This is a genomic window from Deinococcus rubellus, from assembly GCF_025244745.1.
In the GTDB taxonomy this organism is placed as follows: domain Bacteria; phylum Deinococcota; class Deinococci; order Deinococcales; family Deinococcaceae; genus Deinococcus; species Deinococcus rubellus.
Window position 1 is genome coordinate 668,242 of sequence record NZ_CP104213.1, and the last position, 24,401, is coordinate 692,642.

Genomic DNA, 24,401 nt, shown 5'->3' on the forward strand with positions numbered 1-24,401 from the left:
CTTACGGCGTGGGAACGATCTTGTCGGGCACACCCTGCGGGCTGAGGTCGTGGGCCACGGTGATCAGGCCGCCGCTGGGCATGGTCATTTCCCACTTCTTGACCTTCAGCTTGCCCCGGTAGCCCTTGCCGTTGACGATGCCCTTGGGGTAAGCGGTGTACCAGAGGTCGTCGCCGTTGCGGATGGCAGTTTCCATCATGCCGAGCGGCACGTCGTCTTCGGTCCACTGGGCTTCACCGATCGCCAGCGAGGGCGTCAGGCCCACCGGAATCTCGAAGTCGCCGCCGCCGGTCTCGAAGTCCTCGAAGGTGATCGTTTTGGTATCCAGGCCGATCTTGATCTCGTTGGTGACGACCAGGGTTTTCCAGTCGGCAGGGGTGGAGGGTGGGGTGTCGGGCGTCTGGGAAGCGACGAGAGCGATTTGCAGCACAGCGGACTTGCCGAGCGTGTATTTGGCCATGTGGGGTTGCCTCCTGAAGGCAGTGCGGAAGAGGGCGAAGGGTTTAGTTTTCAGGATCGTCGAGGATGCTGAACAGCACCTGCTCAGCGATGTCGCCGACCTCGGGAATGTATTTGGGCGTCTCGGGGCTGAAGGCGTCGTCGACCGCGTCCATCGCGCCTTCGAGGTCGCCGTCGCCGTGATTGACGATCCGGAGCTGCCAGTATTCGAGCTTGACGTTCCCGCCGAAGGTGCTCACCAGTTCCGGACGCTTGGTGTTGCCGATCAGGACTTCCAGACCGCTGTCGATGGTGGTGCCTTCGGGAGGGTCACCCACCCACAGGGCAGGCTGGTCTCCGAGTTCGGGCACGTGGTAGGTGCCGAGGCTGACGCCGTGATCGGCCAGGGTGGCGAGCAGCGTCTCGCGGAATTCCAGATGGGTGCTCATTTCCACTCCTGGGCGAATACGGTGGAGAAATCGAACTCGCGCAGCACGTTCATGGGCACGTTGCGGGCCGGGAGCGAGCCGCGCCGCTTCTTGAACACTGCGCCCAGGAAGGTGGCAGCGGCGTAGTCGGCGTCCCAGGTGATGCGGTAGTGCCCGTACTTGACGCGCTCAGGGGCGCTCTGGCTGGCCTGCAACGTGCCGAGGTCGATCACGTCGCGGGTGGTGCCCGCTGTGCCGCCGCTGCGGCGCTTGGTGACGCCCAGCCAGGCATAGTCGGTCTGCCCGAAGCCGTCTTGAATGGCGTCGCCCAGCTTATCTACGGTGCGGCGCAGTGCCTCATCAGCTTTCTGGGTCAGTCGCTGGGGGATCAGTCTGATCGTCGGTGGGGGCAGCGGGCGTCACCTCCCCGGCACTCTCAAGCTCCGCGCTGGGGTAGGCCGCCTCGGGGTAGGCCTGGCGGGCCGCGCTGCACTGAAGGTAGGTCACGTCCCCTTCGGTGCGCTGGGCGGTCACGTCGAGCTGGAGGCCGCCGTACCAGACCTGGAACTGCTGGGTGGCTGGTGCGGCGGTCTTCTTGGCGGCGGGCTTGGTTTCCTGCGCGTCCGCTTTGGCTTCAATCGTTGGTTTGTCTGTTTTCTTGTTCATCATTTTCCTGCCCTCCAAGTGGCGATAAACGGCTCGCCGAAGATCTGACTCTGAATTGGGTCAGCGTCAGGCCAGGCGAGTTTGACGACCAGGCTGCCCACCTGGCCTTGCATTTCCAGCACACTGCTGCTGCCCCAGCCGATTCCGGGGGGGTTCGGCAGTGGGTTGCCCGCCGTGCCCCAGCGTCCAAAGAGCACCACGGTGGCCGCGGCTGCCCCAACCGATTCCCGAACACTCGGGTCGGTGCTGGCTTCCAGGCGTGCCGGAATGATCTGCGGGTCGCCTCTCACGACCACTGGGTTTCCCTTGCTGTCCCGGCCCTGACCACTGGCTGTTGGGAAGACAAGGGCGTAAGCCACGGAGCGCTCAGGGCGCACCAGTCGGCAGACTGCGAGGCCGCTGTCCAGGAAGTCCGATTGTTGCGGGTAGCGCTCGACGAACAGCACACCGCCGCTGTCAAACGGGGTGCGGGCCGCCAAGGCGGGGCGAGAATCATCCTGGTGGACCTTGAGAATCCGCAGATCGGCGGCGTCGGGACGACTCCGGAGGCTGCGGGCCAGGTTGCCGTCCACCTTGCTGGGGTCCTGCACGCTGAAACGGCACGTGGTGCCGTCGCTCCAGGTGGCCGAGTGACGGTAAATCAGTTCCGCATTGGCCCGCAGTTCTGACCGGGCATCGGCCCGAAGGGCGTCCAGTTCGTTCACGGGCCCACCCCCCATTCACCGATCAGCGGTCCGAAGGCCGCATCAGCCGGGTCGCTGGTGGGTTCTGGAGACAGTGTCAGGGCCAGCGCCACGTCCAGATCCGCTTTGAGCAGGGCGACGCGGGCCATCATGTTCCGCTCGACGGTCACATCCCCTTCTGCCCGAAACTTGTCGGCCTTGCGGGTCAGGGCCGTGATCCAGGTCCGCAGCAGGTATGCCTTGACGGTGAAGTAGCGGCGGAGCTCGTCTGGCTGGGTTTCCTCAGCTAGGGTTTGCCAGGCCTGAACGCGCGAGACGTATTGGGCGTCGCTCAAGCCCAGGTCGTCTGCGGTGACGCCCAGCTCCGCTTCCAGCCGTGCCTGAGCGCCGAGCGGCATCAGTCAGCCTTGGTCAGCGCGGCCAGGATACTGGCGGCCAGCGTATCGCCGACCCCCTTCACGGCATTGATGCGGGTCGGTGCATCGTCCGGGAGCGCCGGGCGGGCCTCGAGGCTCGCGACCTTCGCCTGAGCCTCGGCCAATGTCACTGCCGACTGATCCAGCTGGGCCTGAAGCTTGGCTTGCTCCTGCTGGGCCACTACCGCGCCGCTCTGGTAGTCGGCGAGCTGCTCGCGGGCAACAGTGAGTTGCTCGTTCAGCGAACCCTGCTGGATCAGCTGCTGACGGGCAGTGGCCAGCTCTTGTTGCAACTCGCCGTGCTGCTTGAGCAGTTCCAGGCTCTGGGTGACGAACTGGCTGTCCGGCTCGGGGCTGACTGGGGCTGCCTGACCGGGCGGCAGCGGGTTTTCCACCTCGGAACCGTCCTCGGCTTCCAGCATGCCCTTCCGGTAGGCCTTGGCGTAATCGAAGCCGGGCACGTCGCCGGGTACCTCTGTGCCTGGCTGGAGCCACTGGCCCAGGATGTAGAGGGCCGTCAGCGCAATGAGTTTCTTCATGGTGCTCCTTCTTAAATCGGGGTCTTGAGGTCTACTGGATGAGGCTCAGTTGCCCTGAGCGACGGCGATGGCGTAGGGGTCACGCACGCCCGCGCCGACGTTGTCCGACACCTTCATGGCGATGGTGTGGTTCTCGAAGTCGCCTTCCATGTCGTCCTCGACCACGTTCGGAACGCGGGTAAAGGTCTTTGGCCCGCCCTCGTACCCGGCCAGCGTCGCCAGCTCCAGCGGCTGGCTGCGGCCATCCATGACGATGTAGTCGTTCGCGGAGATGTTCTTGGCCGTGTAGCGGTCCGGGTACTCGCTGAGCAGGTCGGCGATGATGTCGTCTACGTGCGTGGTCGCCAGCTGGTAGGCCGGGTTACGCCCGGTCACCAGCGCCAGCGGCCCACTGGCTCCGCCGGTCGCCACCAGGATCTCGCTGGCCATGCTGGCGTTGGCTTTGCGCTCCCACAGCGTCGGCACGAACAGGTCACTCACGCGTCGGCCCACCCGGCGACCATCAGCGTTGGTCTGGGTGCTCATGTACTGCGCGATCTGGTCGAGGTTATCGGGCGTGGGGCCGAACTCGCCGTCGGTCAGCGGGATGCGCGGGGCGCTGCGGAGAATGGCGTCCATCAGCACCATCGCGCGGGTCCGACGGGCCACGTTGCCCAGATCGGCAGCGGCGGCGGTGAAGTCGCCCAGTTCGTCGTTGATCCAGGCTTCCCAGGTGTAAGGCAGGCCCAGCTCGAAGTTGGCCACCGAGTAGCCGTCCTCGCTGGTGTAGAACTTGGTGTATTCGACGTTGGTGGTCTCAGGCCGGACTGGCAGGAACTTGTGACCGATCACGCCGGGGCGGTGGCCTTTGAGCACCTTGAAGTTCGGCGCGGTGCGCTTGGCGGCGAACTTTGGCAGGTCCGATTCCGGGTAGGTGTAGGCCGGGCGCTGCGCGGCCAGGCGGACGTTGGCCAGCGCCAGCGGGAAGTCGCTGGTGGTCAGGACTTCCTTGTGGGCGCGGCGGGTCTTCTCCATGTCGGTGATGAAGGCTTCCATCCGCAGCAGGGCCGCTTCCTTGGCGCTGTGGTCCATTGCCCGGACATTCTCGATTTCCTTGTCGAGGAACGCGCCGTAGTAGGCGAGGTGGAAGTGCTGCTGGGCGCTTTCCAGAATCATCTGGAGGGTGAGGGGAACCACGCGGTTCTCGGCGATCAGGCCTCTGTCTGCGAGGCGGGTGAACGCATGCTGAATGTCTTTACGGCTCATGGCGACTCCTGTTGAGCTGAGAAGGCCCCACCTGAACAAGCGCGGGGCGTGGGCGTGAGGTCGGCGTTTAGTTCGAGCGCAGCGCGAGGGTGGTGGCGTTCAGGCGGTAGCCCACCCACAGATCGGTGTTGACGGCGGTGTACGCTCCAGCGGCGCTGCGGTAAACCTTGGCGTAATCGGCGAAGGCGCTCAGCGAAGCAGCTGGGACGGCCAGGGTCAGGATGATGCCAGGGAGAATCAGGGCGGCCTGGCCGTCGATGAGGCCCTGGGCACTCAGTCCAACATTGATGTTGGCGGTGGTGGCACGGTCCGTGGTGGCCACGCCGTACAGGCCAGCTGCGCCGAGCGGGACCAGGTCGCCGCTCTTGACTCCGGCCACGACCATCAGGGCCGGGGTGACTGCGCCGCCGGTATGTGCTCTATGCTTTACGTTTTTCATCAGTGGTTCCTCCAGCAGCACGCCGCCTTTTCAGGCGGCGGAAGGGGTCGGGAATGAATGGCGGCGATCAGTACAGCAGGCCGTTGCGGCTGCGCACCTGCTCGAGCTGCCGGGTGCTGGTGTCTCCAGCCTGCTGGCGCTCGGCGTCCGTCTTGCTGCGGCTGTTGTCGCCCAGCGGCAGGTTCACACCGTTGACGCCGGGCTTCTTGCCCTCGGTCGTGCGCTTCTCCAGCAGACCCCGGCGCTCGGTGATCTTGCTGGCCACTGCCGTGCGGGCGGCCTCGTCGCTCTCGGCGGTCCGGGCAAGGCCGGTCAGCTCGGCACGGAAGCTGGCGTCGAGGTCGATCTCGCTCTCGCCGTTCTTGACCGTCCCGGCACTGGGCAGGCGAGCGCTTTCCAGGGCGGTCAGGGCGATGCCGTCGCGGGTGGCGTTGTGGTTCTGGGTGGTGAGGTTGCCGACGGTACCGCGCAGTTCAACCACGGTGTTTTCCAGCGCGCGGTAATCCGCCAGGCTGACATTGCCGGGTTCGACTGGGGCCGGGATGGGGTTCACACTCTCGCGGGCGATCAGCTCCAGGGTCTCGGTGTACTCGCTGGGGTGATCGACCTTGATCTGCTCCAGGGTGCGGCCCTGGTACTTGTCCAGCAACACTTTCAGGTGCTTGTTCATATGGCTTGCCTCCTTGGGCAGTGGCGGTGGCTTACCGCGCAGGTGTTCTTTCTTCCGGGCGGACCCACTGAGATCGGCAGGGTCCGAAACGGCGTCGATCGTCAGCAGACGGAAGTCGTCCTGGATGACGCCGATGTAGGCACTCGGGTCCGGGTAGTCCGGCGCGACTTCCGAAGCGGGCAGGTACCTGGCTGAGCCGGTGCCGTTGCTGCTGATGCCCACCGCGATGCCGCTTTCGAGCAGCGCCTTGAGGTCCTGTCCGGCCGCAGTCTCGACCAGCACGCCGGTGGCGCTGACCACGTCGCCGTCCATCGTCAACGTCTCGTACTTGATGCAGATGGCCGCCAGTCGGCCCTTGAGCGGGTCGTACCAGTCCTCGGGGTGTTCGAGCAAGCCCCACAGTTCGCCCGCCGCGAGCATCGGCTGGGCGGCAGCCACGGCCGCTTTCCACACCGCACGGGGGTAGAGGCGGTTGTTGCGGTTGACCTTGCCAGCGGTTGCCACGGTGACATCGATGAGCGTGACGGTGGTGTCGCCGCGTGCTTCTTTGTGGACGCGCAGGTTGGCCCGCTCGGGCACGCGCACCTCGCGCAGGCTGAGGTCGTGCTCGGCCCGTTCCTGCACGCTTTCTTGTAGGACCTGATGGGTGAGGGCACAAGTGCAGGGCGAACGGATGGTCTGGGTCATGAGGTTCTCCTCTGAATGAAAGAAGCCCGCCGGGATGGGCGGGCCGAATCGGTGGGTCAGTTATCCGCGAATGACGCTGGGACTCTTGAGCGATTCGAGCAGCTTGTCGCCTGCCTGCTTGGTCAACTCGCCGACCTTGACTTTGCGTTCCACCTCCTGGCGCTGGCGTTGGCGTTCCTGCTCACTGAGGGGTCTGGGCTGTGACATTGGCACTCCTTTCCGCTGCAAGAGCGGCGTGTTGGGTTCGGCGTTGGTTGACGGCGTCACGACGCCTCAGCATCTGCGGCAGGCAGTAGAGAAGGCACACGAGCAGTGCAGCGAACACCGCGATGATGAACGGCCATAGGCGGAAGTCCAGTGCCGGGAATTCGGGGATCGGGGTAGACCCGAAGGGCGTGCTCCACACCATCAGATACACGAACACCCCGAGTACCAGTGCTGCGCCTCCAGCTTGCCACCACAGCCCCAAGCAGGTGCCGATGAAGCGCCCCACGTCACTCAGGGCATCCTCGTACAGCGTTTGTAGCGGCCCGCGCTCGTCTGAATCCGAGGCTGTCCCGTACATCTTGGGCGGCACTTCCAGCTTGCGGCGAGATCGGCTGGGCACGTAGTGATCTTTCGGCGGTGGGGGCGGTGGCTCGCGGCGCGGGGCAGTCTCCGACGCTCGCGTGGGGGCCGTCCTGTGGCTGGGGTGGCCGCACCGGCGCGTCAAGCTCCCCGCACAGGTCCCAGTGGAAGTCCTTGGGTGGCCGGTCATCCTCTCTGTCTGACGCGGCGTTGTGGACGTACACGTATTCCGGTGCAGGCCGCGTCGGTCCACCCGTTGGGTCATGAGGCGGTGGCCTGGGCGGACGCGGTGCAACCTTTCCCACTTACTTCCCTCCTCCATCAGCTGGCGGCCCTGATGGTGCGGGCATAGGCAGTGGCGGCGGGACAGGCGTCGAGGTCTGGCCGAACGTCAGCCCCACGGTGGCCATCAGCTCGGCCTCGGCACTCGGGTCAAAGCCGAGCGAACCACTGATGGTCTGCGGGCTGGCCAGGCCCAGCCCGCTGGCAGCTTCGGCGCGGCTGATCAGGTCGGCCAGGTTCTCCTGCGTGATGGCCGGGAACACCCACGGCACCTCGATCTGATCGGCGGTCACCCACCTGGCACGCTGGGTGCGGGTCTTGCCGTCCTTGGCCACCTCGTAGACCGTGACCTTGTACTTGCGGTCACTGCCGTAGCGGCGCTTCAAATCGGCCCGGTACAGGCCATCGAGGTGGCTGCGGATCGCGCCCTGAATCCGCTTGACGCTGCGGATGGCCGGGAGGGTCATGCTGATGGCCGTGGTGCGGGTCACGCCGCCGCCCTCGCCGAGGTAGTGCTCGGGCATGCCGATGACATTCAGGGCTACCAGCCGCACGAAAGCCTTGAGATCCTTCTCGGCGTCCGCTGCGCCGCCGCCCGGTTTGGTGAAGGTCAGGTCGTCGCTGATCGGCTTGCCGTCCTTGCCCTCCACGATGGCCAGAGTGACGATCCCGCCGCGCCTGGGGAGTCGCCGGTAGGCTTGGGACTTCTCGCGGAACAGCTCGCGGCTGTTGGGATCTCCTCGATCGACGAAGACCTTCTGCACCCCGATCAGGCGGCCCTGCAACTCATGGTTGTTGAGGCGGTGCCCGAGCAGGTTGTAGTGGGCCTGGGCTGGATCGACGGCGCGCATGGCGACCGGCCAGCCGCGCGGGTCGTTCCAGAGGGCATTGTGGGCGGTGAAGACGAACTGCCCAGCCTGCCAGACGATGGGTTTGTTATCTGCACCATTGGCCTTGACGGCGGTGATGCCGTTGATGGTGTCGGCGTCCAGGGTGACGCCGATGCCCATGTCGAGGTGGGCGAAGCGGGCAGGCACGTCGCTGCCAATCTCGCCCTGGGACATCACGCCGCACAGCTCACCGTCGAGCAGGTACTCGATCACCAGTCTGGAACTGACCAACTGGCCGAGGTTATTGGCGGTCCACAGATCGTCGAGCGCGCCCCTGGCCGTCTTGTCGGCGTTGAGCTGACCGTAGGTGAACTCGTCACCGATCAGCAGCGCGGCGGCGATCTCGATGGCGGCCCCAAACAGCGGGTTCTTAAAGAAAGCGGTGCGCGTGCGCTGGCGTACCGCCGTGCGGTCCACACCGTAGATGCGTGGGTCGAGGCTGCCGCCGGTACTCCAGGGCGTGCCTTCACGCCACTCGCCGTCGCCGGAGTCTTCGAGCAGTTGACCATCAGGGCCGTACAACATGGTTCACCTCCTTCATTCGTCCCAGCCGAGGTCCCTGAATTCCTCCAGGGCGGCGATAGCGTCGGCGTTGCTGACGCGCTTGAAGAGCCGTTCCGGCGCACAGGCCAGGACAGCCGCGTCACCGTCGTCCGGCGACTGACCTTTGTGACGCTTCTTAAAGACTTTCTTCTGCTCGAGCTTCTTGACCTCGCGGTCGCCGATGTTGACGTAGCCGTAACGCCGGTCGGTCAGGTCACGGCGCAGCGCCACGCCGCTCACTTCGATGCGGGTCACGCTGAGCACCTCGTCGGTCTGGAAGTACATCTCCGTGACCGCATCGGCGTACTCGGTCTGGTCGCTGGGCTTGCTCCCGAATTGCACTTCGTGGACCTCGAAGCCCTCCAGGAAAAGGGCCTGCAAGTCCACCTGCTTACGCAGTCCGTCTAGGATGCCGCCGCCGTAGCCGCCGCTGCCATCCACCCGCACGCTGGCCCGCCTCGCGCCGCGCTGATGCCCGGCCCGGAGCACCTTGAGGGCTTCTTGCACATACCGGTCGGTGCGGGTGAAGGTGTCGGCTTCCTGCCCGCCCTGGATGGCCATCTCGTAGCGCAGCCGCCGGGCCTGGAGGCTGTAGAGCATGCCGGAGTCGTCGCCGTACCGTCCGCAGTCAATACCGACCTGGAGGATGTCGGGCGTGTCGTCTTCGACCTGGCGCTTGAGGGCCGCGTCGATGCGCCCGCCACCGATCACGGTGTCGCCCATGCTGCCGCTCGGTGGGATGCCCAGTGCGCCGTACAGGAAACCGCGCTTGGGCCGGAAGATGGTCCCGGCTTGGTGGACATGATCACCACTACCGGGAACGTCCCAGGGCAGCGTGAAGGTGTAGGCGCTCTCGTCCATTTCACCGACCACATCGCAGCCGAAGCGCTTGTGGTCTTCGATCCAGTCATTGAAGGTGCTGCGGTGCATCCCGCCCGGCACTTCGTTGGTCCCGTCCCAGACGTTCGGAAACCCCAGGTGACTCAGACGGTAGACCCTGGCACGTGGGTGTTCCTTCATCCCCTGGAAGGTTGAGTTATCCGTCTTGGGGTTGGCCAGCAATAACCAGATCCGGACGGTGTTGCCGGTGAACTGGCGAGAGACGCCGTCGTACATGAAGTCGGGCACGCCCTCGGCCTCATCGAAGACCACCAGCTGGTATTCGTTGTGCTGCCCCTGGGCACGTTCAGAGCCTTTGCCGCCCGCGTCACTGGTGGTCATGCCGAGGGCGAAGTGGGCACCGTTGCGTTCAGCGAGGTTCTTCTTCGGCAGCAGCCCCGGCATCACGTCGCGGCCCCGGTTGCGGGCGTTCTGGACGTGGGTGCGGATGTCTTTCCAGAGCAGGCGGGTCACCTGGAAGTCGGTGGGGGCAGTGGTGATGATCACTGAGGGTGCGAAGCAGCGGTAGAACCAGGTGGCGACCGGGGCTTCGATGCCGTAGGTTTTGCCGATGGAGTGAGCGGCCTCCACCACGAAGATGTAAGGCGCTTCGGTGTCCCCGGCCAGTTGGCGGTTGACGCTGTCCTGAATGTCTTCAAGGATGTCGCGCTGTCCCTGATAACCGTTGACGCCGCGCCAGGGCGTCATGCCGAGCACACGTTCGCAGTAACCAATGAGGTTGTGTTGGTATTTGTTCCAGCGTTCCTGCTCGCTCCCTCTGGTACGCTCCGGCAGTTTGCCACTGGCGCGCAGGCGCTTGCGGGCGATGGCCTGCAGGACGAGCTGGCGGCTCATCCACTCCGGGAATTTAGAACTCGTCATCGTCGCCTTCCTCCGGCGGCAAAACCCCGGCGATCTGCCACAGCTCGGCTTCACTCAGCTTGTCGAGGTCGTCGGGATTCTTGATGCGGCCCACCCGGACGTTGACCTCTTCCATCCCCAGGGCCTTGCGCTCGATGTCCGTGCCGATCTTCAGCAGCCGGACCACGTCCACCGGCTCCAGCTTCTCCGGCTGCTGATGCGCCAGCCCACGCACGCCCAGGGTGATCAGCGCCTTGCCCACCTTCGCGTGACGGCCCCGCACCTCCGCTTTGAGGTCCAGGTCGATCTCGCGCGTCTTGATCACGACTTGTTCACGAAATTGTGCCCGCAGATCCGTCCAGTCCTCGCGTGCTGCACGGTTTTTAATCGTGCCTGGCTTCGGTGCACCGGCGTCGTGACCTAGGCTGTCGAGGGTCACGCTGTCCTCGCCCCGGATGTAGGCGCGGCGGATGGCTGCCCAGTCGTATTTCGGTGGCCCTTGTGTGGGGTTCGACTCGCGCTTCGCGCGACTGCGGCGACGACTTTCTTTCTTGGGTTTGGGATCAGTCACGCTTCACCTCCTTTTGACACGTCAAAGCCCCAGCTTTGCAGTCGCGAAAGCTGGGGCTGAGCGCGTTTCATTCTTTATGGACGCTGCCTCAGAGCGTCATGGACGTACCGTCAGCTTTTGAGGTGGGAGTGAAAACTTCAGTTCCTGCGAGGTCTCACCTGTTGAAACTTCAAGCGAATTGACAAGGACCTTTAGTGTGTACTCCCCAGCCAGCAGCGGAAACTTCGGCTGAAACTGGCTCAGCTGAACGCTCAGGTTCAGTTCTTTGTCACAGGCTTGCTCTGGGAGGCAAGCGTTGAGAACCGCAAGAGCCGGAACAATCCCTTGGGTCGCCCAGAACACGGCTTTCCCCGTGTTGTCCTCAATGACGGCATTTAAGACATCCAAGCCGTAGGTCAAGTTCAAGGTTTGGGTGGTGGTGTTGATCAACTTGACGGTGAACGCGTAGGCTTCACCGCTGTTGCCAGTCGCTGTTGCACTGAGTTCTGCACGGAGCGGACTCGTCGTGGGGAGCGGAGGCGGTAAAGTCGGCGCTCCTATCATTTCGACGTTTTCCAACTTGAGGTTCATTCCGGCAAGCTTCAAGGTGTCCACGACTTCCTGGGGAGTCACGCTTCCGACGCCCCAGATGGCTTTTAACGGCATACCAGGTGCCTGAGTGTCGGTGCTTGAAGCAAACATCTGGAAGGGCAAAAGATCCAGGGCTGCCCGAAGCGTTAGGTGGGGTGGTGGGTCTGGCGGCATAGACCCACAGGCCACCAGCAGGCAGAGGGGCAACAGGAGGCGTTTCATCATAGTCAAGTATGGCTGCTGTTCGAGTCGAGTCACGCTTCACCTCCTCAGGCCTGGGTCGTAGCGCTGCAGCACGGGCAGGCAGCGTGTGGCTTCGCGGCGCGCTTTAAGCGCGCGCCGCAGACACTTGGCGCGTGCAGCTCAAGCCCCGCCGCGCGGCACGTTCGAGCACACCCGCGACGTAAAGCGGCTCGATCTCGGCGGCGTAACAGACGCTGCGCTGCTGCTCGGCGGCCAGCAGGGTCATGCCACTGCCCAGGAAGAGGTCGAGCACCACGGCACCAGGCGTGGCGAGCTGTTCGAGCACCCAAACACCCAAGGCGATGGGCTTCTGGATAGCCGTCTTTTGGGCTATAATTCCTTATGACCGCCCGTAGCCGCAGCACTGATTACGCTGTCCGCACACTCAAATGCCCCGGCTGTGGGCAGACAGTGACCGGGCGGCTTTTTCCGGGCCGGAAATACTGCTCTAAAGCATGTGCCGATGTTGCGCCCCGGCCTAGCCGCAAAACTGGGGAGACATATCCCTGCGTGGTTTGCGGCGTTGACTTGTACATTCCGCGCAACCGGCTGGGCAAAGAGTTTTACACCTGCTCTGTCCAGCACGCTAAGGAGTGGCAGGGCCGGAATAAAGTCGAGTATCAGTGCAAAACGTGCGGCAAGGCGTTTCGCAAATCGGCCTCCTTTGAAAAGTTCGGACGCGTTCTCTACTGCTCCCCTGCCTGCCGAGACGCTGACCCGGAAGTACGCGCCCGATTGATTGAGATGAACGCCGATCAGCAGCGCGGCCACCAAACGGAGATTGAGCGCATCGGGTACGCGCTGCTAGACGAAATGGGCGTGGAATACCTGCCACAGCACGTCATCGGTGACAAGTTTTGTGTGGACGCTTTCGCGCCTGCCCAGGGTGTGGTTATCCAGTTTGACGGCGATTACTGGCACGCGCACCCCGAAAAGTTTCCAGAACCGGATGCCCGGCAGCGCAAGCGGCAGCGGTTGGACGCCTCCCAGGATGCCTACATGCGGGTTTGCGGCTACCGCGTTGTCCGGCTCTGGGAAACCAATTTGCGCCGCAACCTCTCGGAAGTGCGGCAAGTCCTGGGAGCGGCGCTGGCCTAGTCGTAAAACTGCCCACTGTGCGGCGCTCGTCGGTCTCGCTGGCCCGCGCGCCGCCGCTCCACATGTGGCGGAACATCCGCGCGGCGCGGTGCTGGTTGGTCCAGGCCAGTTCGACGTCGGCAAAGCTCAGGCCGTCGTTTTGCTTGTCCCACACCAGCCAGCCCATGCTCGGCGGCAGGTGGTCGGCGTAATAGTTGCCGCCCCACCAGACATGGAGGGCCTTGGGGAAACGCTCGGCGGTCAGTTGGTAGGCGCGCACGGCAGTGTTGGTGCTGTCGTCGCCGATGACGGGGCGGTAGACCTGGCCGCTGCCGATCTGGCCGCCGGTGTTCACGATGCTGATGCCGTAGGGCGGGTCACAGTGGATCACGTCCGGCTGAGCACCTTGCAGCAGGCTCTCCAGCGCGCCGGGGACCAGGCCGTCGCCGCACAGGACGCGGTGAGACCGGCCTGGAACACTGGAGCTGCTGATCTCCCAGATGTCACCGGGCTGGACCGTCCATTTCTCCTGGGCGACTTCAAGTTCAGTGGCGCTGGCGGGTTCCTCGTCGTCTACAAGCGGTGGGGCGTCGCCTTGCAGACTGGCGAGCAGCTGGTCCAAGTCGCCCGCGTCATACCCGGTGCCGATCAGGCCGTCACCGCTGCCGAGCATCTCCTGAAGGAGCGCCGCCACGGCCTCCTCGTCACGCTGGCCCAGCTCGGCGGTGCGGTTGTCGACGAGCAGGATCTTCAGCGCCACCGCGTCGGAGACATCGACTCAGATGACCGGCACCTTCTCGGCTCCGGCCTGCACGGCGGCCTGGTGGCGGTGGTGGCCGACGAGGATGTGGCGGGTGGACTGCTGCGCGACGATCGCGCCGTAGAAGCCCAGTTCCTCGATGCTGGCCTGGATGACATCGGTTCTGCCGACGTTCGGATTCCTGGGGTGGGGGAGGAGTCGGTCAGGTGAGACCTGCTCGGTCTTCTGGTTCAGGATTTTCAAGGGTGGCTCCTGGGGCGAGGCAACGGCATGAAAAAGCCCCCGCGTGGGCGGGGGATACCATCAACTTCACTCGGCTGATTGTTTGGATAACATCAGTGTAGCGGCAGATTGTGACGCCCGTGTCACACGAAAAAGCCCCCGTGGGCGAGGGCTAATTCAGCGCACGGATTGATTGGAATACACGAAGCGCAGCTTGATGCTCATCATAGGCATTTGTGACCGAAGGTCAAGTCCTCACGGCCAAACGCCAGTCAGTGCAACGGGACCAAAGTAGATGTACAGGTGTAATTTCCGCTGTTGAGTTTGCAATTCGTCAAGCTAATGGTGTACGCCTTACCTCCGACTACTGCCTGTGTTGTTCCGAGCTGGATGGCAGGCAAAGCAGCACTGCTAGACGCAGCAGTTGGGGAGGATGGAGTGATTGCCACGTTCCGAATGGTGCCTGTATCGATCATCAACATGCTGATGGTATTCAGCGCATGGGGATAGGGGAAGGTGTAAACCACTTTGACAGGAACATCCTTGTAGGAGACGTTGGTGGAAAAAGCACTACTGGGTTTACCCGCTACGGAGCTGGAAGACGCCTCGATAGCTTGACCGTCAGGCGTGAAAGCTTTTGTCGAAGACGCGAAGAAGTATGCCGCAGCTTGAGTCTGTGCACCTATATAGGTGGATGTCATCGTGCACTGCACCGAACCGCCTGGGGTTCGTACACAGCCGAGAAATTGATTCGTAAATGAGCCAGAAACAGTCCAGGTCTGTGCCTGTGCGCTCGCAGTGAGCAGGAGCGCCAGCAGTGTCGTTTGCCGCATTGGCCGATCATAGACAGAGAAGTCTTACAGACCAATTCGCGCCGCCTGAAGGTCTTCAGAGTCTGAACTGCTCCCGGTTTTCCAGCCGCGCCAGGCAGCGCACTGCCTCGAGGGCACGTTCAATTCCTGGATAAGATTCAGCGATATTGGTGCGGAGACGGTAACCGTCCCCCTCGCTCCGCACGCGCCAGATCAGGTCTCCGTGATCTTCGAACTGCCGCCCACGCTGAGTTCCTCGATTGAGCCGGTCATCGTGGTGTTCTAGCCACCGGCAAAGGGAAGTCCATCCTTCGTCACCGACCCACACTCCGGACGCGGCTTCGATCTCCACTCCGTTGGCGACGTCGAGGCTGCATCCGTCTTCGGCCCAGACGATCACCAACTCGAAGGTGTAGGCCTCCCGCCGCTCAGCGTCTTCAAGGCCGATGGTCTGGTCTTCATTCACCGGCAGGTCCACCCGGTACCGGTCGCCGTCGTGGTAGCGCCCGCTCCAGTGATCGGTGCGTTGGGCTGCCAGGTGCGCGGTCAGGGTCTCGTAGCGCAGCCGGGCGTCATCGGCGAGCGTGGCGTGGTGGTACGCGAGGCTGGGAGCATTGCTGAGGCTGTATCTGACGCACAGCATGGCGTTGTAGTGCATCTCCCGGTAGGTGACTTCGTACTCGCCCACGTCCCCAGCACGGCTCGGCTGGGCCGCTGGGCCGCGCGGCGGAGTGAGGTCATCATCAGGCCGCTTGTGGTGAATCACGTCCCCTTCCAGGATGGCCGCCGCGATGAGGTTGGCTTCCTGGCGCTGCAGCCGGCTCAGGTGCGCCGCCGTCACGCTCAGCAGGGACTGAGGGCGCTCGGGGGCCGGTTCGGCGGTTCGTTGCCGCCGGGCACGCCGGTCAAAGCGCAGCGCCGCTTCTCGCCATACCAGGTCGAGCAGCTCGCTCACCAACACCATCAGATCCGCTTCTTGCGGGTACGCCTTGAGGTGGCCGCGCACCATCTTCAGGGCCTGCGCGCGGGTCTCGACACGGGTGGACTCGTCGGCGTCTTCTTGCAGCTCAGCAGCGGCCAGGTGCAGGAGCACTTTGTAGCTGGCCCGCTCGCGTAGCGCCTCGACGACCGGATGCATAGGTGTCGGCGCGGGGCGTGCCTTGAAGGCGGTGGTACTGCGTTCGAGCAGGCCGGGCCGCACCGTCAACTCGTGGCCGTCCTGGAATCTCACCCGCACAGTGGGGTGCTGCGCGCCGGGCTTGCCGGGCCGCACCACTTCGCAGGATTGCCCGGCGTGCAGCACGTCGCCGTAACCGGGCCTCGGAGCGTAGAGGACTTTTGCGCCGACGTCGAGGCGGCTGACGATCACTTTGCACTGCTGGCGCTGCACCTCCTCTTGCCGGGCTTCCAGCCGCTGCGCTTCCAGGTAGGGTGCGAAGCGGGTGCCGGTGGTGTCCTGCGCTGACCGTTCGAGGGCTTGCCCTGGGACGCGGCCATGCCTGAGGTGGTTCATTCCCGCTTCTTTCTGAGCAGCTCGGCGTCTTGTTTGAGCGTGGCCACGCGCTTGGCGTCCGGTACCGGGGAGCGCTCGGCGTTGCGGATCTGCGTTTCGATCCAGGCGAGGTACCGCAGGTCCGCTCGGCGCTCCTGTTCGTCGGTCGGTTCGGTACGCGCCTTGCGGCGAGCGGCCGCTTCCGCCGCCTGCCGTGCCGTTCTGGGAATCACGCCGTACTGACGAGCGAAATCCTCCAGCTTGGTTTCCCCTAACTCCGTCAGCACCAGGCCGCCAGTGGCACCGCCGGTGTCCCGCGCCGTGCCGTGCTCGCGGGTGCACAGCCTCAGCAGACTGCGGTGCGCGTCCGAGAGGCGAATGACCGGGCCGCGCCGTCCGGGGTCGTCGATCAACTCCGCGAGCAGCAGCGCCCGGACCGGTGCGGTCGGCAGACCGCAGAGCACCGACAGGAAGCGGTACTCATCGGGATAGATGCTGTGAGGGTGAACGGTCATTGTCCTCGCAGGATGCGCACGGCCACTTCAAGACTTCGGTCGACATTCGTCATCGTCCAGGCGTCTACACCTTCGCGGCGGGTCAGCGCTTCGAGCAGGCGCAGGCTCACGAACGAGACTTCTGCAATCGATGACTCGCGGCGCAGCGGGTCATGCTTGTGATTCTGGCTGCGCTCGGTCGGCGCGCGGCGGCTGGCAGAGGGGTCAGGCATGGTGGGCAGCTCCTCGGGTGGGACGGGGCGGGCAGTGTGGTGGGCGATCAGGGCGCGGCGGGCATTCACGGCACGGCGGCTCATGGGTGGGCCTCCAGATAAGCGAGGATTTCGTGCAGGGCCGTCTCGTCATGGACCTGCGGGGCGGTGAAGCGCAGCAGAAAGACGGCGTCCGCGCTCAGGGTGTTGTATTTCTCCAGATCGCGCCCATAACGGTCGCGTTTCCGGTGGTTGAGGCCTTCGATCTCAACAGCCAGCCGCCAGACAGGAAAGTAAAAGTCAAGCCTCCATCTTCGTGGAGGGTGGAAGCGGTGTTCCTCAATATATTTCACGCCAGCGTGATCCAACTGACGCGCCAGTACGGTGTTGATGTCCCCTTCGGCCTCGGCCTGCTTCAACGCTGGCAACAGGTCAGGCACCCGCGCCGCGAGGTGGGGGTGCCGACGTTTGTAATTGCGGATCAGCTTGGTGTTACTCAGATGGGCAACTCCAGCGGCACGGCCTTCCACAGCAGGCAGCCGCTCCAGTGCCCACCAGCACGCCCGCACAGACGGCAGACAGGGCCAGCGGGCCAGATGTCGGGTGTGCGGGTGGCCACACACCGGTCCAGGCCTGCGCGGGTGAGGGCATACGACCGGGAACCGTCCGGACCGGTCTTGCTGGCCAGGCCCAGACTGACCAGGGTGCTCAGGACGCGGTAGTTCTGGTGCCAGCCGTCGGAGTTTACGGCGTCGCGCAGGCCCGCCCGTTGAAACACCTTCGGCCCGCTGACGGCTTCAAGCGTCAGGGCATGCACCAGGGCGCGGCCCCGGGAAGAGTTCAGCAGGGTGCCCTGTTTGCGGTTCATCTGAAACCTTGCATCTTCACGCGCTCAATCGCCTGCACGCCGGTACTCGTGGGTGGCCAGTTCACGCCGCAAGTTCAGATCAGTCAGTTGCGCCTTGAGCACCGCGAAGAAGCGGGCCTGTTGCAGCGACGCGTCTTCAGGATTGTTCTCGTCGGTGCTGTAGTAGAGGGCGACTTTGGCGGCATCGAAAATGGCCTGCTGGCAGCAATCGTCGCGCCGCCGGGTGAACTGGTACTCGCCGACCCGGATCGGCACGCCCTCCGTTCCGCAGTACGGGCAGACGTGGACCGTCTTCGTTCTGGCCGCTTCCCGCTGTTCTTGCACCCGCGCTTCGGTGTTGTGTATGCCTTTGAGGGCGTTGGGATGGTCCATCAGGCGTCTGGCCAGGCTCATTACTTCCGGGCTGGGTTGATCGGTCATCGTCATGCTGAACCTCCCTTGAGTGCTTCGAGGACGCGGGCGGAGACTTTCGGCTTCACCGGCACGGCCGCCGCCACCTTCGGTGAGGCGCGCGCCTTGCTGGCCCGCACGTCGTCATCCAGCGCGGCGATCAGCGAGGTTTTGTAGTTGCTGCCCTGCGCCATTCGCGCGTCTCTGAGCAGCTCGTCGATCCGTGGTGGCGGCAGGTCCAGCCACGCCAGCCGGTCCTCGAATTCGCCCAGCAGCTGCACCAGGAACGTTTCGCTAAAACCGCGCCGCAGTGCCGCCCGCGCCGCCGCGCCCGGAACATTTCTGTTGCTCGTGGTCTGGCTCGCTTCAAGTTCTGGGTGTGCCTGAGTATCACCCTGGACAGTGACCGAGGCCATTCGCGGTTCGGCGCTTGCGTCGCTGCCGTTTTCGGTGTTCGTCTCCTGAGGTGAAGTCGCCGTCGTCTGCGAAGTGGCGTCCTCGCCAACGATCACTACTACTGACGGATCTAAGTGACGGACAACTAACGGATCATGCCCTGTCAAATTGTCCGGTAAGGGCGGACAGATTGTCCGGTTGGGCCTGTCAGATTGTCCGGTAAGCCCTGTCAAATTGTCCGGTTGACTACCGGGCATTCTGTCCGGTTGCTTGGCCTTCCGCACCGATTGCCCGGCATGGGCTGGCCTGAGCGCTTCCTCCGGAGCTTGAAGCCAGATCTCGTCAGTCGTTCGTGAACCGTCTCGGCGGCGGCGGGGGCGGACTTGATGAATCCGTCCTGCTGCAGGCTGTCGATGTGGCGGCGTACGCTGCGCTCGTCCTGGCCGGTCATCTCTGCAATGGTGCTGGCACCGGGGAAGGCCCGGCCTTCGGCATCGGCGAAGTCGGCGATGGCCACGAGCACGAATTTGCGTCCGGCAGGCTTGACGTCCTGGGCGTAGGCCCACCTGGTGGCGTAAAGGCTCATGCGGCCTTCCTGGGCGTCCAGCGGTCCGTGAGCGCCATGCACCGGCAGCGCGGGGAGAGCAGCGGCAACGGCACGCCGGGATGGGAGGTGATGGGCCGTTCGTGGCCTTCCCAGCCGAGCGTGCAGGCCACCAGGTCCCAGTCCGGTTCCCCGTGCCTGCACAGGCCGCATACCGCGCCGTGGAGTGCCAGGCGGCTGTTCACCGTCACCACCTGCTCGGCCATCTCGCTGAGCAGTGCCGCACGGGCCTCAGCGTCGAGGTTGCTGGGCATCGGTCCGGCCACCGTGATGAGGGCATACACCGCCTCGCTGACTTCGTGTTCGTTGTACAGGAAGGTACTGTGCTTGGCCCGCTTCTTGTGCATCACCGTGGCGGTCGTCCCGCAGCGCTTACAACTCCGCGAGGTGCCGCCTTCTGTGCGCCCGCTCAGGAACATCACTCCGTCCCACGCATGCGTGCAGAGGTGCTGCCAGTCGGCCAGATCGTGGACGTGGAAGCCGTCCTTGCCCTCGCACGTCCAGGGCTGGAACTTCGGCTCGACAAACCCGGCGTCACGCGCCACCACGTCCCACTCCTTCTTGCTGGGCAGGCCGGCCTTGCGCCAGATCAGCAACTCGCGGCGGCCACTCTCCCGCACCGAGGCTTTCAGGTGCAGGCCGCGTGCCACGACCCGGCGGGCAGGCGGGCCACCCGCTGCTTCGGCGAACATCTCCGCGAGCAGCTCGGTCAGAGCAGATAATTCATCAGCCTTCATAGCAAGTCGTCCCAGATCGCCACTGGATTGGGATCAGCTCCATATGGTCCCCAGTCAGCCACTGGGTCCGGCTCGTAGCTCTCCCAGTTATCCGGCTCGTCGAATGGACACGCACTGCCCCCGTGGCAGGCATAGGCCGGGCGCGAAGAGGTGAAGGTGCCGAAGCAGGACATGCACGTGTGGGTTCGCTCGGCTTGGAGAGGGTCAGCCATGGCTGGCCACCGGGTGCAGACTCTGAAGCGCGGCCTTCAGGTGTTTGTAGATTTCTCTCTGCACCCCCATGTCGTCGGGCAACTCGTACTTGAGCTGCTCAAGGGCCTGCACCAGGTGCATCCCACCGGGACTGCGCTCATGGTCCGGCAAGGCCCACTGGGGCAATTCGGGTATCCGGACCGGGGCGCGTTTGGTGTCGTCCCATTCGTCCCAGGTTTTGGGCAGGTCGTAGAGGTAGCGCCCGATGCCGAACTGCACCGCGCACCGCTTGAGCGCGTCACTTGCCGCCGCTTTGAAGGTGCCCGGTTCGCCCGCCTCGCCGATGTCCTCGCGGACCACGCCGAGGATGACCAGGCGGCCCTTGACGGTGGGCCGCGCTGCGCCGGTAACGATCTCCATCTCGAAATGCCAGTCATCGGGGCAGACGGTATCGAGCCGGTCCTGCACGGCGCGGGCGTCGATGTGGGCCAGCAGCAGCGCGCGGGTGCGCTCGCGGTTGAAGCTGGCCGGTTTCCAGTGAATCTCCCTGGCAGGAAGCGGAGCCTGGAAGCGCTTGGAGACATCACTCAATTTCATGGTCGACCTCAGTGGAATGTGGCTTGAAGAAGGCGCAGACGACGGCCAGCATCAGGACGGCCTGGAGCACTGAGACGGCGATGGCCTGCTCAAACGTGAGGAGGTCGCAGCATTGCCGGAACACCAGCAGGCCCAGCAGGTAGGCGGCGAGGAGCAGGAGCCACTTCACACCCGTTTCCCCAGGCAGGAAGCGCAGATGTTGAATGCGGCAGGCTGGCCACAGTCTGTGCATTTCGGGCCGTAGCGCTCGGCCAGCAGCGCCAGGGTGCGGCGGCGGATATTGGCCGCGTTGAGCAGGTCGTGAATGAAATGGGTGATGCTGGCTTTGGCCTCGTCTTCGAGTACGCAGGGGCAGACACTCTCGACGGGGTACGGGTCACCGCAGTTGGCGCACCAGGCGGTGGGGTGATAGCCGGAACCGATGGCCGGGAGCAGTCGTGTCATGGCAGTTCCGCTCGCACCGAGCATCCGGCGCACTGGACGCTGCTGGCCGCCACTTGGTTGCGGCAGCTCCAGCAGCGGGGTTGGGTATTGCGGCGGCTGAGGTCGCGGGAAAGGCGGGCCAGGGAGAGGCACAGGCGGCGCTGGGCGCGGTGCGTGACCAGGTGCAGAGGCTTCATCCGCGCTCACCCGCTTCAGCGTCAAGAAGCGCGGCTGTGTCGGCGCATTCCTGCAAGGCGGCAGCGACCTCGCTAATCTCATCACCAGAAAACCAGAGCTGTTCGCCCTCAGTGCCGTTGGCAGCGAATGTCGTGACCTTGACGAGGCCTTCTGTGGACGGCTCAATCCGCAGGGTGCCGCATTCGCTTTCAAACAAGATCACCCTCATCCGCGCTCACCGGCTTCTTCGGCGCTGTTGGTCAGCAGCTCACCGCTGATCACGTGCAGCTTGAACAGCTCGGCGCGGCTCAGGTTGATGACGGCGCGGCTGACGTCTTCATCCAGCACGTTCATCTCCGGGGCGAACAGCGCGATGCGGAAAGGGCGATCAGGCTGGTGCATCTCGGCGTAGGGGTCGCTTTCGAGGCGCAGGACTTCGGCGGGCGGACTCGCGTAGATGCTGCTCACGCCGCGCCTCCGTTGAGGTAGGCAGCGCTCAGCGCATTGGCCTCGTCGATCAGCCCGCGCCCGGTCAGGAACTTCAGCTGGCCCCGGAAGCGGGAAATGCCCCACCTGTGAACCGGCTCGGTGGGGACGTAAGGGGCGGCCTCATCGCGCTCAGCGGCGGCCAGCTTGAGGCGAGTCTCGAACTCGGCGCGCACCTGCTCCCAGGTCTTAATCATGGCGTCGCCGCGCCGCGTCACCCGGCGGCTGCCGATTTCCAGCCACAGCACGCGCGTGTTCAGGTTGACGTTCTTCTGCACCTCGAAGCCGATCTGACGCAACGTGGCGCAGATGCTGCTCGCCAGGCGCTGGCTGCCCTGATCGTCAATGTCGAACTGGAGCATTTCCACGTCGGCCACCAGGGCCAGCAGCGAACCGAACTTGTGGCGGCACTCCGGGCCAACCACGCCGACGAAGGGAATGACGGTACCGGGGTGGGTCAGGGCGCGGCCACAGTGGCGACACCGCTCGGCGTGGGCTTTGAGGAGGTGGGGCTTGGTTTGCGTGGGAATCGGCTGTAACATATTGGGGTCTCCTTTGCCCCCCACTGAGTCGCTTCGTCGGCTGAACTCGTGGGGGGTTTTGCTGTCAGGCGCTCTGGCTTACGCCGCCGAGGGTCAGGCCCGCGAATTTGTGGCGCTGCAACGCTTCGCGGGCGGCAATAAAGCGGGTGAGTTCGTGGTGGCTGATGCGCTTGCTGCGGGCGTCTTCGTGGCTACTGATGCAAATGGCGATCAGCTCACCGCTGTCCACCAGCGAGCGAATGAGCAACTTGCCCACACCGAGCAGCTCGGCGGCTTCGTCGTAGGTGTAGGCGAGGCGGAGGGTCATGCGGGCTGCACCTCAAGGGCTTCGGTGGACGCGGGTCGGACTGCATGGGTGGGTGCAGAATGTATCAATCCCTCTCCGAATGCTAGCCAGTTCTGGTTTACATAGAGGGTAGATGAGATACGGCTTATGTCCTCTAAAGAAGGCTCGGCAAGATCGTTCTCCCAGTGGCTGATCGTGGATTTCGCGCGTGAAAGTGCATCTGAAAGGGCTTGCATAGTCATTCCAGCTCCTACCCGCGCCATTGCGATACGCCGCCCTAAGCTTGGCTTCATGCGTTCACCTCTGCTGAACATTATGGGATCCAGCAAGGGTCTTGTCAACCATTTCTGGCTATAATTTGTCTATGATTCTTGAACGTAGTACAGTTCTGGTGAACATGGGAAGCTTCGATAACGCCAAAGAAGAGCCTGGGGTCTTGCTTCGCCGTCGTTTGCACAGCAATAAGCTCAGCCAAGCTGATGCCGCTCGAATATTTGGTAAAAGCCGGGCTTGGGCAAGCCAGGAGTTATTTGCTGACCCCCGGAAAACGCTTCGCAGAATGCTGATTGATCAGCCTGCCACGCTGGATACTTTTGCCAAAGCACTGGGCTGGTCAAGCCGAGATGAGTTGCTGATCGATATGGATCTTTTTGAAGGTACGCTGCTTGCAGGCGATTCGCCACTCATCCTTGACCCTAAGCCCGCCCAGCCTGCTCGGGAGCTGTGGCCGAATCTGGCGCTGGCGATTGAGGAGTACGGGGACCGGGCACGGTACCGGGAGATGGCGACACCGCACTGGCGCGACTACCTGAATACCTTTGACTTCTACGACGGTAATGATCTTTCGCCGGAGGGCTGGGCCGAACTGTTCTTGACTTTGAAGCAGTCCAATGTCAGGCCCGGAGAAGAGTGAGCAGCGACGATCCGATTCAGGACCTGATCCACTCAACTGAGCGCCGCCTGGATGAATTGGGTTACCCGGCCCCCCGCCGACTCGCTCAGGACATCAGGGTCAGAATCGTTTACGGGCAAACGCCAGGTGGGACGAAGGGACCGCCGTCGATCATCACCCTTCCTTACGGCCTGAGCAGGGAAGAAGAGCGCCAGAAGCTTGCCCATGAGCTGGGCCACATCTTCATCCAGCGGTCGGGCGTGGACAAGGAATTGCGGGCGCAATGGAGTTTCACGGGGCCGGAAACCTTCCGGATGCACAACGAGACGCTGGCCGCGCACCTGGGGGGCCGCATTCTTCTGCCGACGCCGCTGCGCCTGAAGGCCGAGAGACGGTATGGGGTATCCGCGCAGGCCGCCATTGCCTTGCAAAAGGTCACTCAGCTTGAGCTGCCCCAGGTTCTCGACCGGATGATCCACATCGACCCGGATGCCTCACGAGGCGCGTTCATCACGGCCGGAAAAACGCTGATCCTGCTCGAAACCAACAACGTCTGGATTGAGAAGAGCCTCTACGCCCGGGTGGCCGAGGTCGATCAGCTTATGCCGGGCGCGCGACTCAGCAGCCTACGTGACGACCGCGTGCTGGGGGTGGGAGGATGGTGAGTAGCGACCCCGGCGGCGCTCTGAAGCCCTTGAAGTCCCGCCTGCTCATTTCGGCGCAGGAGCTGGGAAGGCTCGAAACGATTTTCGACCTGTTTGTTGAGAACCGGGTTCCACATGTTCTGATGCTCCTCACCGGCATGCAATCAAACGGTCGTCAGCGCGTGCCCAAAGAGGCATTCGACGCTGTCCAGGCTGAAGTGCTTGAACTCATCGAAGTCCTGTTCATCGGGCAGGCCAACCTCCTGCAACCGCTGCTGCCGTTTGCTGCGGGCCCAGCTAAGGCAACACAACCCTCACGACCTCATTCATATTTAGAATGCCATATCAACATCAATTTCGGGTCGACTCCTGGAACAAAGGAGTTCACGAATATCCGCCATCAAGTCAGCAGCATGTCGAGTACGCCGAGCAGCACCTGACCAGTGTGACCCGCCGGCATCACAAACCGGACCACACCGAA

At 63.9% G+C, this 24,401-nt stretch carries 41 protein-coding genes; 5 read left to right on the forward strand and 36 right to left on the reverse strand.

The genetic code is table 11. The annotated features are described in order from the left end of the window. Position 1: 1 nt before the first annotated feature. From N0D28_RS03580 to N0D28_RS03660, 17 genes are all read right to left on the reverse strand, one after another. Positions 2-460 carry a hypothetical protein gene (locus tag N0D28_RS03580; protein ID WP_260561014.1) on the reverse strand — a complete coding sequence of 153 codons (459 nt, stop codon included), beginning with the start codon at positions 458-460 and terminating at the stop codon, positions 2-4. Between the two features lie 43 nt (positions 461-503). After that, a complete protein-coding gene (locus tag N0D28_RS03585; RefSeq protein WP_260561015.1) occupies positions 504-887 on the reverse strand; it encodes a hypothetical protein in 384 nt (127 codons plus the stop codon). Next, positions 884-1,099, reverse strand: a complete 216-nt coding sequence (locus N0D28_RS03590; RefSeq protein WP_260561016.1) for a hypothetical protein — start codon at positions 1,097-1,099, stop codon at positions 884-886. Before N0D28_RS03590 ends, N0D28_RS03585 begins: the two co-directional genes overlap by 4 nt. Before the next feature lie 127 nt (positions 1,100-1,226). Continuing rightward, the gene (locus tag N0D28_RS03595; protein WP_260561017.1) at positions 1,227-1,532 is read right to left on the reverse strand and encodes a hypothetical protein; all 306 of its coding nucleotides are present in this window, start codon (positions 1,530-1,532) and stop codon (positions 1,227-1,229) included. After that, positions 1,532-2,236, reverse strand: a complete 705-nt coding sequence (locus tag N0D28_RS03600) for a hypothetical protein (RefSeq protein WP_260561018.1) — start codon at positions 2,234-2,236, stop codon at positions 1,532-1,534. Before N0D28_RS03600 ends, N0D28_RS03595 begins: the two co-directional genes overlap by 1 nt. Next, complete coding sequence (locus N0D28_RS03605) at positions 2,233-2,613, reverse strand: hypothetical protein (protein ID WP_260561019.1); 381 nt, start codon at positions 2,611-2,613, stop codon at positions 2,233-2,235. Before N0D28_RS03605 ends, N0D28_RS03600 begins: the two co-directional genes overlap by 4 nt. After that, the gene (locus N0D28_RS03610; protein ID WP_260561020.1) at positions 2,613-3,170 is read right to left on the reverse strand and encodes a hypothetical protein; all 558 of its coding nucleotides are present in this window, start codon (positions 3,168-3,170) and stop codon (positions 2,613-2,615) included. Before N0D28_RS03610 ends, N0D28_RS03605 begins: the two co-directional genes overlap by 1 nt. Positions 3,171-3,215: 45 nt before the next feature. Then, on the reverse strand, positions 3,216-4,415 hold the full coding sequence (locus tag N0D28_RS03615; RefSeq protein ID WP_260561021.1) for a phage major capsid protein: 1,200 nt from the start codon (positions 4,413-4,415) through the stop codon (positions 3,216-3,218). Positions 4,416-4,482: 67 nt separating this feature from the next. Beyond that, positions 4,483-4,854: a hypothetical protein gene (locus tag N0D28_RS03620; protein WP_260561022.1), complete on the reverse strand. Its 372-nt coding sequence runs from the start codon at positions 4,852-4,854 to the stop codon at positions 4,483-4,485. A 67-nt stretch (positions 4,855-4,921) separates the two neighbouring features. Further along, positions 4,922-6,211, reverse strand: a complete 1,290-nt coding sequence (locus N0D28_RS03625) for a hypothetical protein (protein WP_260561023.1) — start codon at positions 6,209-6,211, stop codon at positions 4,922-4,924. Between the two features lie 60 nt (positions 6,212-6,271). Continuing rightward, the gene (locus N0D28_RS03630) at positions 6,272-6,418 is read right to left on the reverse strand and encodes a hypothetical protein (RefSeq protein WP_260561024.1); all 147 of its coding nucleotides are present in this window, start codon (positions 6,416-6,418) and stop codon (positions 6,272-6,274) included. Further along, positions 6,393-6,818, reverse strand: a complete 426-nt coding sequence (locus N0D28_RS03635; protein WP_260561025.1) for a hypothetical protein — start codon at positions 6,816-6,818, stop codon at positions 6,393-6,395. The genes N0D28_RS03630 and N0D28_RS03635 overlap by 26 nt, the downstream gene beginning before the upstream one ends. A 265-nt stretch (positions 6,819-7,083) precedes the next feature. Then, positions 7,084-8,475 (reverse strand): hypothetical protein, encoded by a 1,392-nt coding sequence (locus N0D28_RS03640; protein WP_260561026.1) that lies wholly within the window; start codon positions 8,473-8,475, stop codon positions 7,084-7,086. Positions 8,476-8,487: 12 nt separating this feature from the next. Continuing rightward, positions 8,488-10,254, reverse strand: coding sequence for a hypothetical protein (locus N0D28_RS03645; RefSeq protein ID WP_260561027.1), 1,767 nt, complete (start codon positions 10,252-10,254; stop codon positions 8,488-8,490). Then, complete coding sequence (locus N0D28_RS03650) at positions 10,241-10,804, reverse strand: hypothetical protein (RefSeq protein ID WP_260561028.1); 564 nt, start codon at positions 10,802-10,804, stop codon at positions 10,241-10,243. Before N0D28_RS03650 ends, N0D28_RS03645 begins: the two co-directional genes overlap by 14 nt. A 96-nt stretch (positions 10,805-10,900) precedes the next feature. Next, positions 10,901-11,596 carry a hypothetical protein gene (locus N0D28_RS03655; protein WP_260561029.1) on the reverse strand — a complete coding sequence of 232 codons (696 nt, stop codon included), beginning with the start codon at positions 11,594-11,596 and terminating at the stop codon, positions 10,901-10,903. A 106-nt stretch (positions 11,597-11,702) separates the two neighbouring features. Further along, positions 11,703-11,915: a DNA methyltransferase gene (locus N0D28_RS03660; RefSeq protein ID WP_260561030.1), complete on the reverse strand. Its 213-nt coding sequence runs from the start codon at positions 11,913-11,915 to the stop codon at positions 11,703-11,705. 446 nt (positions 11,916-12,361) lie between these two features. On the opposite strand from N0D28_RS03660, the gene N0D28_RS15630 reads away from it, so the two are divergent. Together N0D28_RS15630 and N0D28_RS15730 are read left to right on the forward strand one after the other, a co-directional pair. Then, positions 12,362-12,715: a DUF559 domain-containing protein gene (locus N0D28_RS15630; protein WP_376777653.1), complete on the forward strand. Its 354-nt coding sequence runs from the start codon at positions 12,362-12,364 to the stop codon at positions 12,713-12,715. A 64-nt stretch (positions 12,716-12,779) separates the two neighbouring features. Next, positions 12,780-13,664, forward strand: a complete 885-nt coding sequence (locus N0D28_RS15730) for a hypothetical protein (RefSeq protein WP_446681964.1) — start codon at positions 12,780-12,782, stop codon at positions 13,662-13,664. Between the two features lie 284 nt (positions 13,665-13,948). On the opposite strand, the gene N0D28_RS03675 is transcribed toward N0D28_RS15730, so the two are convergent. The 19 genes from N0D28_RS03675 to N0D28_RS15635 form a co-directional block, all read right to left on the reverse strand. Beyond that, positions 13,949-14,509 (reverse strand): hypothetical protein, encoded by a 561-nt coding sequence (locus N0D28_RS03675; protein ID WP_260561033.1) that lies wholly within the window; start codon positions 14,507-14,509, stop codon positions 13,949-13,951. Positions 14,510-14,564: 55 nt separating this feature from the next. After that, on the reverse strand, positions 14,565-16,001 hold the full coding sequence (locus N0D28_RS03680) for a hypothetical protein (protein ID WP_260561034.1): 1,437 nt from the start codon (positions 15,999-16,001) through the stop codon (positions 14,565-14,567). Then, positions 15,998-16,495: a hypothetical protein gene (locus N0D28_RS03685; protein ID WP_260561035.1), complete on the reverse strand. Its 498-nt coding sequence runs from the start codon at positions 16,493-16,495 to the stop codon at positions 15,998-16,000. Before N0D28_RS03685 ends, N0D28_RS03680 begins: the two co-directional genes overlap by 4 nt. Next, on the reverse strand, positions 16,492-16,791 hold the full coding sequence (locus N0D28_RS03690) for a hypothetical protein (protein WP_260561036.1): 300 nt from the start codon (positions 16,789-16,791) through the stop codon (positions 16,492-16,494). Before N0D28_RS03690 ends, N0D28_RS03685 begins: the two co-directional genes overlap by 4 nt. After that, complete coding sequence (locus tag N0D28_RS03695) at positions 16,788-17,126, reverse strand: DUF559 domain-containing protein (RefSeq protein ID WP_260561037.1); 339 nt, start codon at positions 17,124-17,126, stop codon at positions 16,788-16,790. The genes N0D28_RS03690 and N0D28_RS03695 overlap by 4 nt, the downstream gene beginning before the upstream one ends. 56 nt (positions 17,127-17,182) lie before the next feature. Then, complete coding sequence (locus tag N0D28_RS03700) at positions 17,183-17,554, reverse strand: hypothetical protein (RefSeq protein WP_260561038.1); 372 nt, start codon at positions 17,552-17,554, stop codon at positions 17,183-17,185. Between the two features lie 24 nt (positions 17,555-17,578). Further along, a complete protein-coding gene (locus tag N0D28_RS03705; RefSeq protein ID WP_260561039.1) occupies positions 17,579-17,980 on the reverse strand; it encodes a hypothetical protein in 402 nt (133 codons plus the stop codon). Then, positions 17,977-18,456: a hypothetical protein gene (locus N0D28_RS03710; RefSeq protein ID WP_260561040.1), complete on the reverse strand. Its 480-nt coding sequence runs from the start codon at positions 18,454-18,456 to the stop codon at positions 17,977-17,979. Before N0D28_RS03710 ends, N0D28_RS03705 begins: the two co-directional genes overlap by 4 nt. 113 nt (positions 18,457-18,569) lie before the next feature. Then, positions 18,570-18,926, reverse strand: a complete 357-nt coding sequence (locus N0D28_RS03715; protein ID WP_260561041.1) for a helix-turn-helix domain-containing protein — start codon at positions 18,924-18,926, stop codon at positions 18,570-18,572. Further along, positions 18,923-19,681, reverse strand: coding sequence for a hypothetical protein (locus tag N0D28_RS03720; RefSeq protein ID WP_260561042.1), 759 nt, complete (start codon positions 19,679-19,681; stop codon positions 18,923-18,925). Before N0D28_RS03720 ends, N0D28_RS03715 begins: the two co-directional genes overlap by 4 nt. A 204-nt stretch (positions 19,682-19,885) precedes the next feature. Then, entirely contained in the window at positions 19,886-20,470 is a 585-nt protein-coding gene (locus N0D28_RS03725) for a Rad52/Rad22 family DNA repair protein (protein ID WP_260561043.1), read from the reverse strand. Beyond that, positions 20,457-20,639: a hypothetical protein gene (locus tag N0D28_RS03730; RefSeq protein WP_260561044.1), complete on the reverse strand. Its 183-nt coding sequence runs from the start codon at positions 20,637-20,639 to the stop codon at positions 20,457-20,459. Before N0D28_RS03730 ends, N0D28_RS03725 begins: the two co-directional genes overlap by 14 nt. After that, complete coding sequence (locus N0D28_RS03735; RefSeq protein WP_260561045.1) at positions 20,636-20,914, reverse strand: hypothetical protein; 279 nt, start codon at positions 20,912-20,914, stop codon at positions 20,636-20,638. The genes N0D28_RS03730 and N0D28_RS03735 overlap by 4 nt, the downstream gene beginning before the upstream one ends. Then, on the reverse strand, positions 20,911-21,090 hold the full coding sequence (locus N0D28_RS03740) for a hypothetical protein (protein ID WP_260561046.1): 180 nt from the start codon (positions 21,088-21,090) through the stop codon (positions 20,911-20,913). The genes N0D28_RS03735 and N0D28_RS03740 overlap by 4 nt, the downstream gene beginning before the upstream one ends. Then, positions 21,087-21,299 carry a hypothetical protein gene (locus tag N0D28_RS03745; protein ID WP_260561047.1) on the reverse strand — a complete coding sequence of 71 codons (213 nt, stop codon included), beginning with the start codon at positions 21,297-21,299 and terminating at the stop codon, positions 21,087-21,089. The genes N0D28_RS03740 and N0D28_RS03745 overlap by 4 nt, the downstream gene beginning before the upstream one ends. Continuing rightward, complete coding sequence (locus tag N0D28_RS03750; RefSeq protein ID WP_260561048.1) at positions 21,296-21,538, reverse strand: hypothetical protein; 243 nt, start codon at positions 21,536-21,538, stop codon at positions 21,296-21,298. The genes N0D28_RS03745 and N0D28_RS03750 overlap by 4 nt, the downstream gene beginning before the upstream one ends. Continuing rightward, entirely contained in the window at positions 21,535-22,098 is a 564-nt protein-coding gene (locus N0D28_RS03755; protein ID WP_260561049.1) for a hypothetical protein, read from the reverse strand. Before N0D28_RS03755 ends, N0D28_RS03750 begins: the two co-directional genes overlap by 4 nt. A gap of 64 nt (positions 22,099-22,162) precedes the next feature. Further along, positions 22,163-22,405, reverse strand: a complete 243-nt coding sequence (locus N0D28_RS03760; protein WP_260561050.1) for an excisionase family DNA-binding protein — start codon at positions 22,403-22,405, stop codon at positions 22,163-22,165. Further along, positions 22,402-22,698: a helix-turn-helix transcriptional regulator gene (locus N0D28_RS15635; RefSeq protein ID WP_376777664.1), complete on the reverse strand. Its 297-nt coding sequence runs from the start codon at positions 22,696-22,698 to the stop codon at positions 22,402-22,404. The genes N0D28_RS03760 and N0D28_RS15635 overlap by 4 nt, the downstream gene beginning before the upstream one ends. Positions 22,699-22,748: 50 nt before the next feature. Between N0D28_RS15635 and N0D28_RS03765 the strand changes: the two genes are divergently transcribed. Genes N0D28_RS03765 through N0D28_RS03775 form a run of 3 tightly spaced genes read left to right on the forward strand, consistent with a single transcriptional unit; the run spans position 22,749 to position 24,360 of the window. Then, complete coding sequence (locus N0D28_RS03765) at positions 22,749-23,297, forward strand: hypothetical protein (RefSeq protein WP_260561051.1); 549 nt, start codon at positions 22,749-22,751, stop codon at positions 23,295-23,297. Next, positions 23,294-23,941: an ImmA/IrrE family metallo-endopeptidase gene (locus N0D28_RS03770; protein WP_260561052.1), complete on the forward strand. Its 648-nt coding sequence runs from the start codon at positions 23,294-23,296 to the stop codon at positions 23,939-23,941. Before N0D28_RS03765 ends, N0D28_RS03770 begins: the two co-directional genes overlap by 4 nt. Next, positions 23,935-24,360: a hypothetical protein gene (locus tag N0D28_RS03775; RefSeq protein ID WP_260561053.1), complete on the forward strand. Its 426-nt coding sequence runs from the start codon at positions 23,935-23,937 to the stop codon at positions 24,358-24,360. Before N0D28_RS03770 ends, N0D28_RS03775 begins: the two co-directional genes overlap by 7 nt. Positions 24,361-24,401: the final 41 nt, after the last annotated feature.

Excerpts from the sequence above, each read along its gene's own strand:
- N0D28_RS03580 (WP_260561014.1), bottom strand. The coding sequence starts at position 460 with ATGGCCAAATACACGCTCGGCAAGTCCGCTGTGCTGCAAATCGCTCTC.
- N0D28_RS03585 (WP_260561015.1), bottom strand. The coding sequence starts at position 887 with ATGAGCACCCATCTGGAATTCCGCGAGACGCTGCTCGCCACCCTGGCC.
- N0D28_RS03595 (WP_260561017.1), bottom strand. The coding sequence starts at position 1,532 with ATGAACAAGAAAACAGACAAACCAACGATTGAAGCCAAAGCGGACGCG.
- N0D28_RS03605 (WP_260561019.1), bottom strand. The coding sequence starts at position 2,613 with ATGCCGCTCGGCGCTCAGGCACGGCTGGAAGCGGAGCTGGGCGTCACC.
- N0D28_RS03610 (WP_260561020.1), bottom strand. The coding sequence starts at position 3,170 with ATGAAGAAACTCATTGCGCTGACGGCCCTCTACATCCTGGGCCAGTGG.
- N0D28_RS03615 (WP_260561021.1), bottom strand. The coding sequence starts at position 4,415 with ATGAGCCGTAAAGACATTCAGCATGCGTTCACCCGCCTCGCAGACAGA.
- N0D28_RS03620 (WP_260561022.1), bottom strand. The coding sequence starts at position 4,854 with ATGAAAAACGTAAAGCATAGAGCACATACCGGCGGCGCAGTCACCCCG.
- N0D28_RS03625 (WP_260561023.1), bottom strand. The coding sequence starts at position 6,211 with ATGACCCAGACCATCCGTTCGCCCTGCACTTGTGCCCTCACCCATCAG.
- N0D28_RS03630 (WP_260561024.1), bottom strand. The coding sequence starts at position 6,418 with ATGTCACAGCCCAGACCCCTCAGTGAGCAGGAACGCCAACGCCAGCGC.
- N0D28_RS03640 (WP_260561026.1), bottom strand. The coding sequence starts at position 8,475 with ATGTTGTACGGCCCTGATGGTCAACTGCTCGAAGACTCCGGCGACGGC.
- N0D28_RS03645 (WP_260561027.1), bottom strand. The coding sequence starts at position 10,254 with ATGACGAGTTCTAAATTCCCGGAGTGGATGAGCCGCCAGCTCGTCCTG.
- N0D28_RS03655 (WP_260561029.1), bottom strand. The coding sequence starts at position 11,596 with ATGAAACGCCTCCTGTTGCCCCTCTGCCTGCTGGTGGCCTGTGGGTCT.
- N0D28_RS15630 (WP_376777653.1), top strand. The coding sequence starts at position 12,362 with ATGAACGCCGATCAGCAGCGCGGCCACCAAACGGAGATTGAGCGCATC.
- N0D28_RS03675 (WP_260561033.1), bottom strand. The coding sequence starts at position 14,509 with ATGCGGCAAACGACACTGCTGGCGCTCCTGCTCACTGCGAGCGCACAG.
- N0D28_RS03680 (WP_260561034.1), bottom strand. The coding sequence starts at position 16,001 with ATGAACCACCTCAGGCATGGCCGCGTCCCAGGGCAAGCCCTCGAACGG.
- N0D28_RS03685 (WP_260561035.1), bottom strand. The coding sequence starts at position 16,495 with ATGACCGTTCACCCTCACAGCATCTATCCCGATGAGTACCGCTTCCTG.
- N0D28_RS03690 (WP_260561036.1), bottom strand. The coding sequence starts at position 16,791 with ATGAGCCGCCGTGCCGTGAATGCCCGCCGCGCCCTGATCGCCCACCAC.
- N0D28_RS03700 (WP_260561038.1), bottom strand. The coding sequence starts at position 17,554 with ATGAACCGCAAACAGGGCACCCTGCTGAACTCTTCCCGGGGCCGCGCC.
- N0D28_RS03705 (WP_260561039.1), bottom strand. The coding sequence starts at position 17,980 with ATGACGATGACCGATCAACCCAGCCCGGAAGTAATGAGCCTGGCCAGA.
- N0D28_RS03715 (WP_260561041.1), bottom strand. The coding sequence starts at position 18,926 with ATGAGCCTTTACGCCACCAGGTGGGCCTACGCCCAGGACGTCAAGCCT.
- N0D28_RS03720 (WP_260561042.1), bottom strand. The coding sequence starts at position 19,681 with ATGAAGGCTGATGAATTATCTGCTCTGACCGAGCTGCTCGCGGAGATG.
- N0D28_RS03725 (WP_260561043.1), bottom strand. The coding sequence starts at position 20,470 with ATGAAATTGAGTGATGTCTCCAAGCGCTTCCAGGCTCCGCTTCCTGCC.
- N0D28_RS03735 (WP_260561045.1), bottom strand. The coding sequence starts at position 20,914 with ATGACACGACTGCTCCCGGCCATCGGTTCCGGCTATCACCCCACCGCC.
- N0D28_RS03740 (WP_260561046.1), bottom strand. The coding sequence starts at position 21,090 with ATGAAGCCTCTGCACCTGGTCACGCACCGCGCCCAGCGCCGCCTGTGC.
- N0D28_RS03745 (WP_260561047.1), bottom strand. The coding sequence starts at position 21,299 with ATGAGGGTGATCTTGTTTGAAAGCGAATGCGGCACCCTGCGGATTGAG.
- N0D28_RS03755 (WP_260561049.1), bottom strand. The coding sequence starts at position 22,098 with ATGTTACAGCCGATTCCCACGCAAACCAAGCCCCACCTCCTCAAAGCC.
- N0D28_RS03760 (WP_260561050.1), bottom strand. The coding sequence starts at position 22,405 with ATGACCCTCCGCCTCGCCTACACCTACGACGAAGCCGCCGAGCTGCTC.
- N0D28_RS15635 (WP_376777664.1), bottom strand. The coding sequence starts at position 22,698 with ATGTTCAGCAGAGGTGAACGCATGAAGCCAAGCTTAGGGCGGCGTATC.
- N0D28_RS03765 (WP_260561051.1), top strand. The coding sequence starts at position 22,749 with ATGATTCTTGAACGTAGTACAGTTCTGGTGAACATGGGAAGCTTCGAT.
- N0D28_RS03775 (WP_260561053.1), top strand. The coding sequence starts at position 23,935 with ATGGTGAGTAGCGACCCCGGCGGCGCTCTGAAGCCCTTGAAGTCCCGC.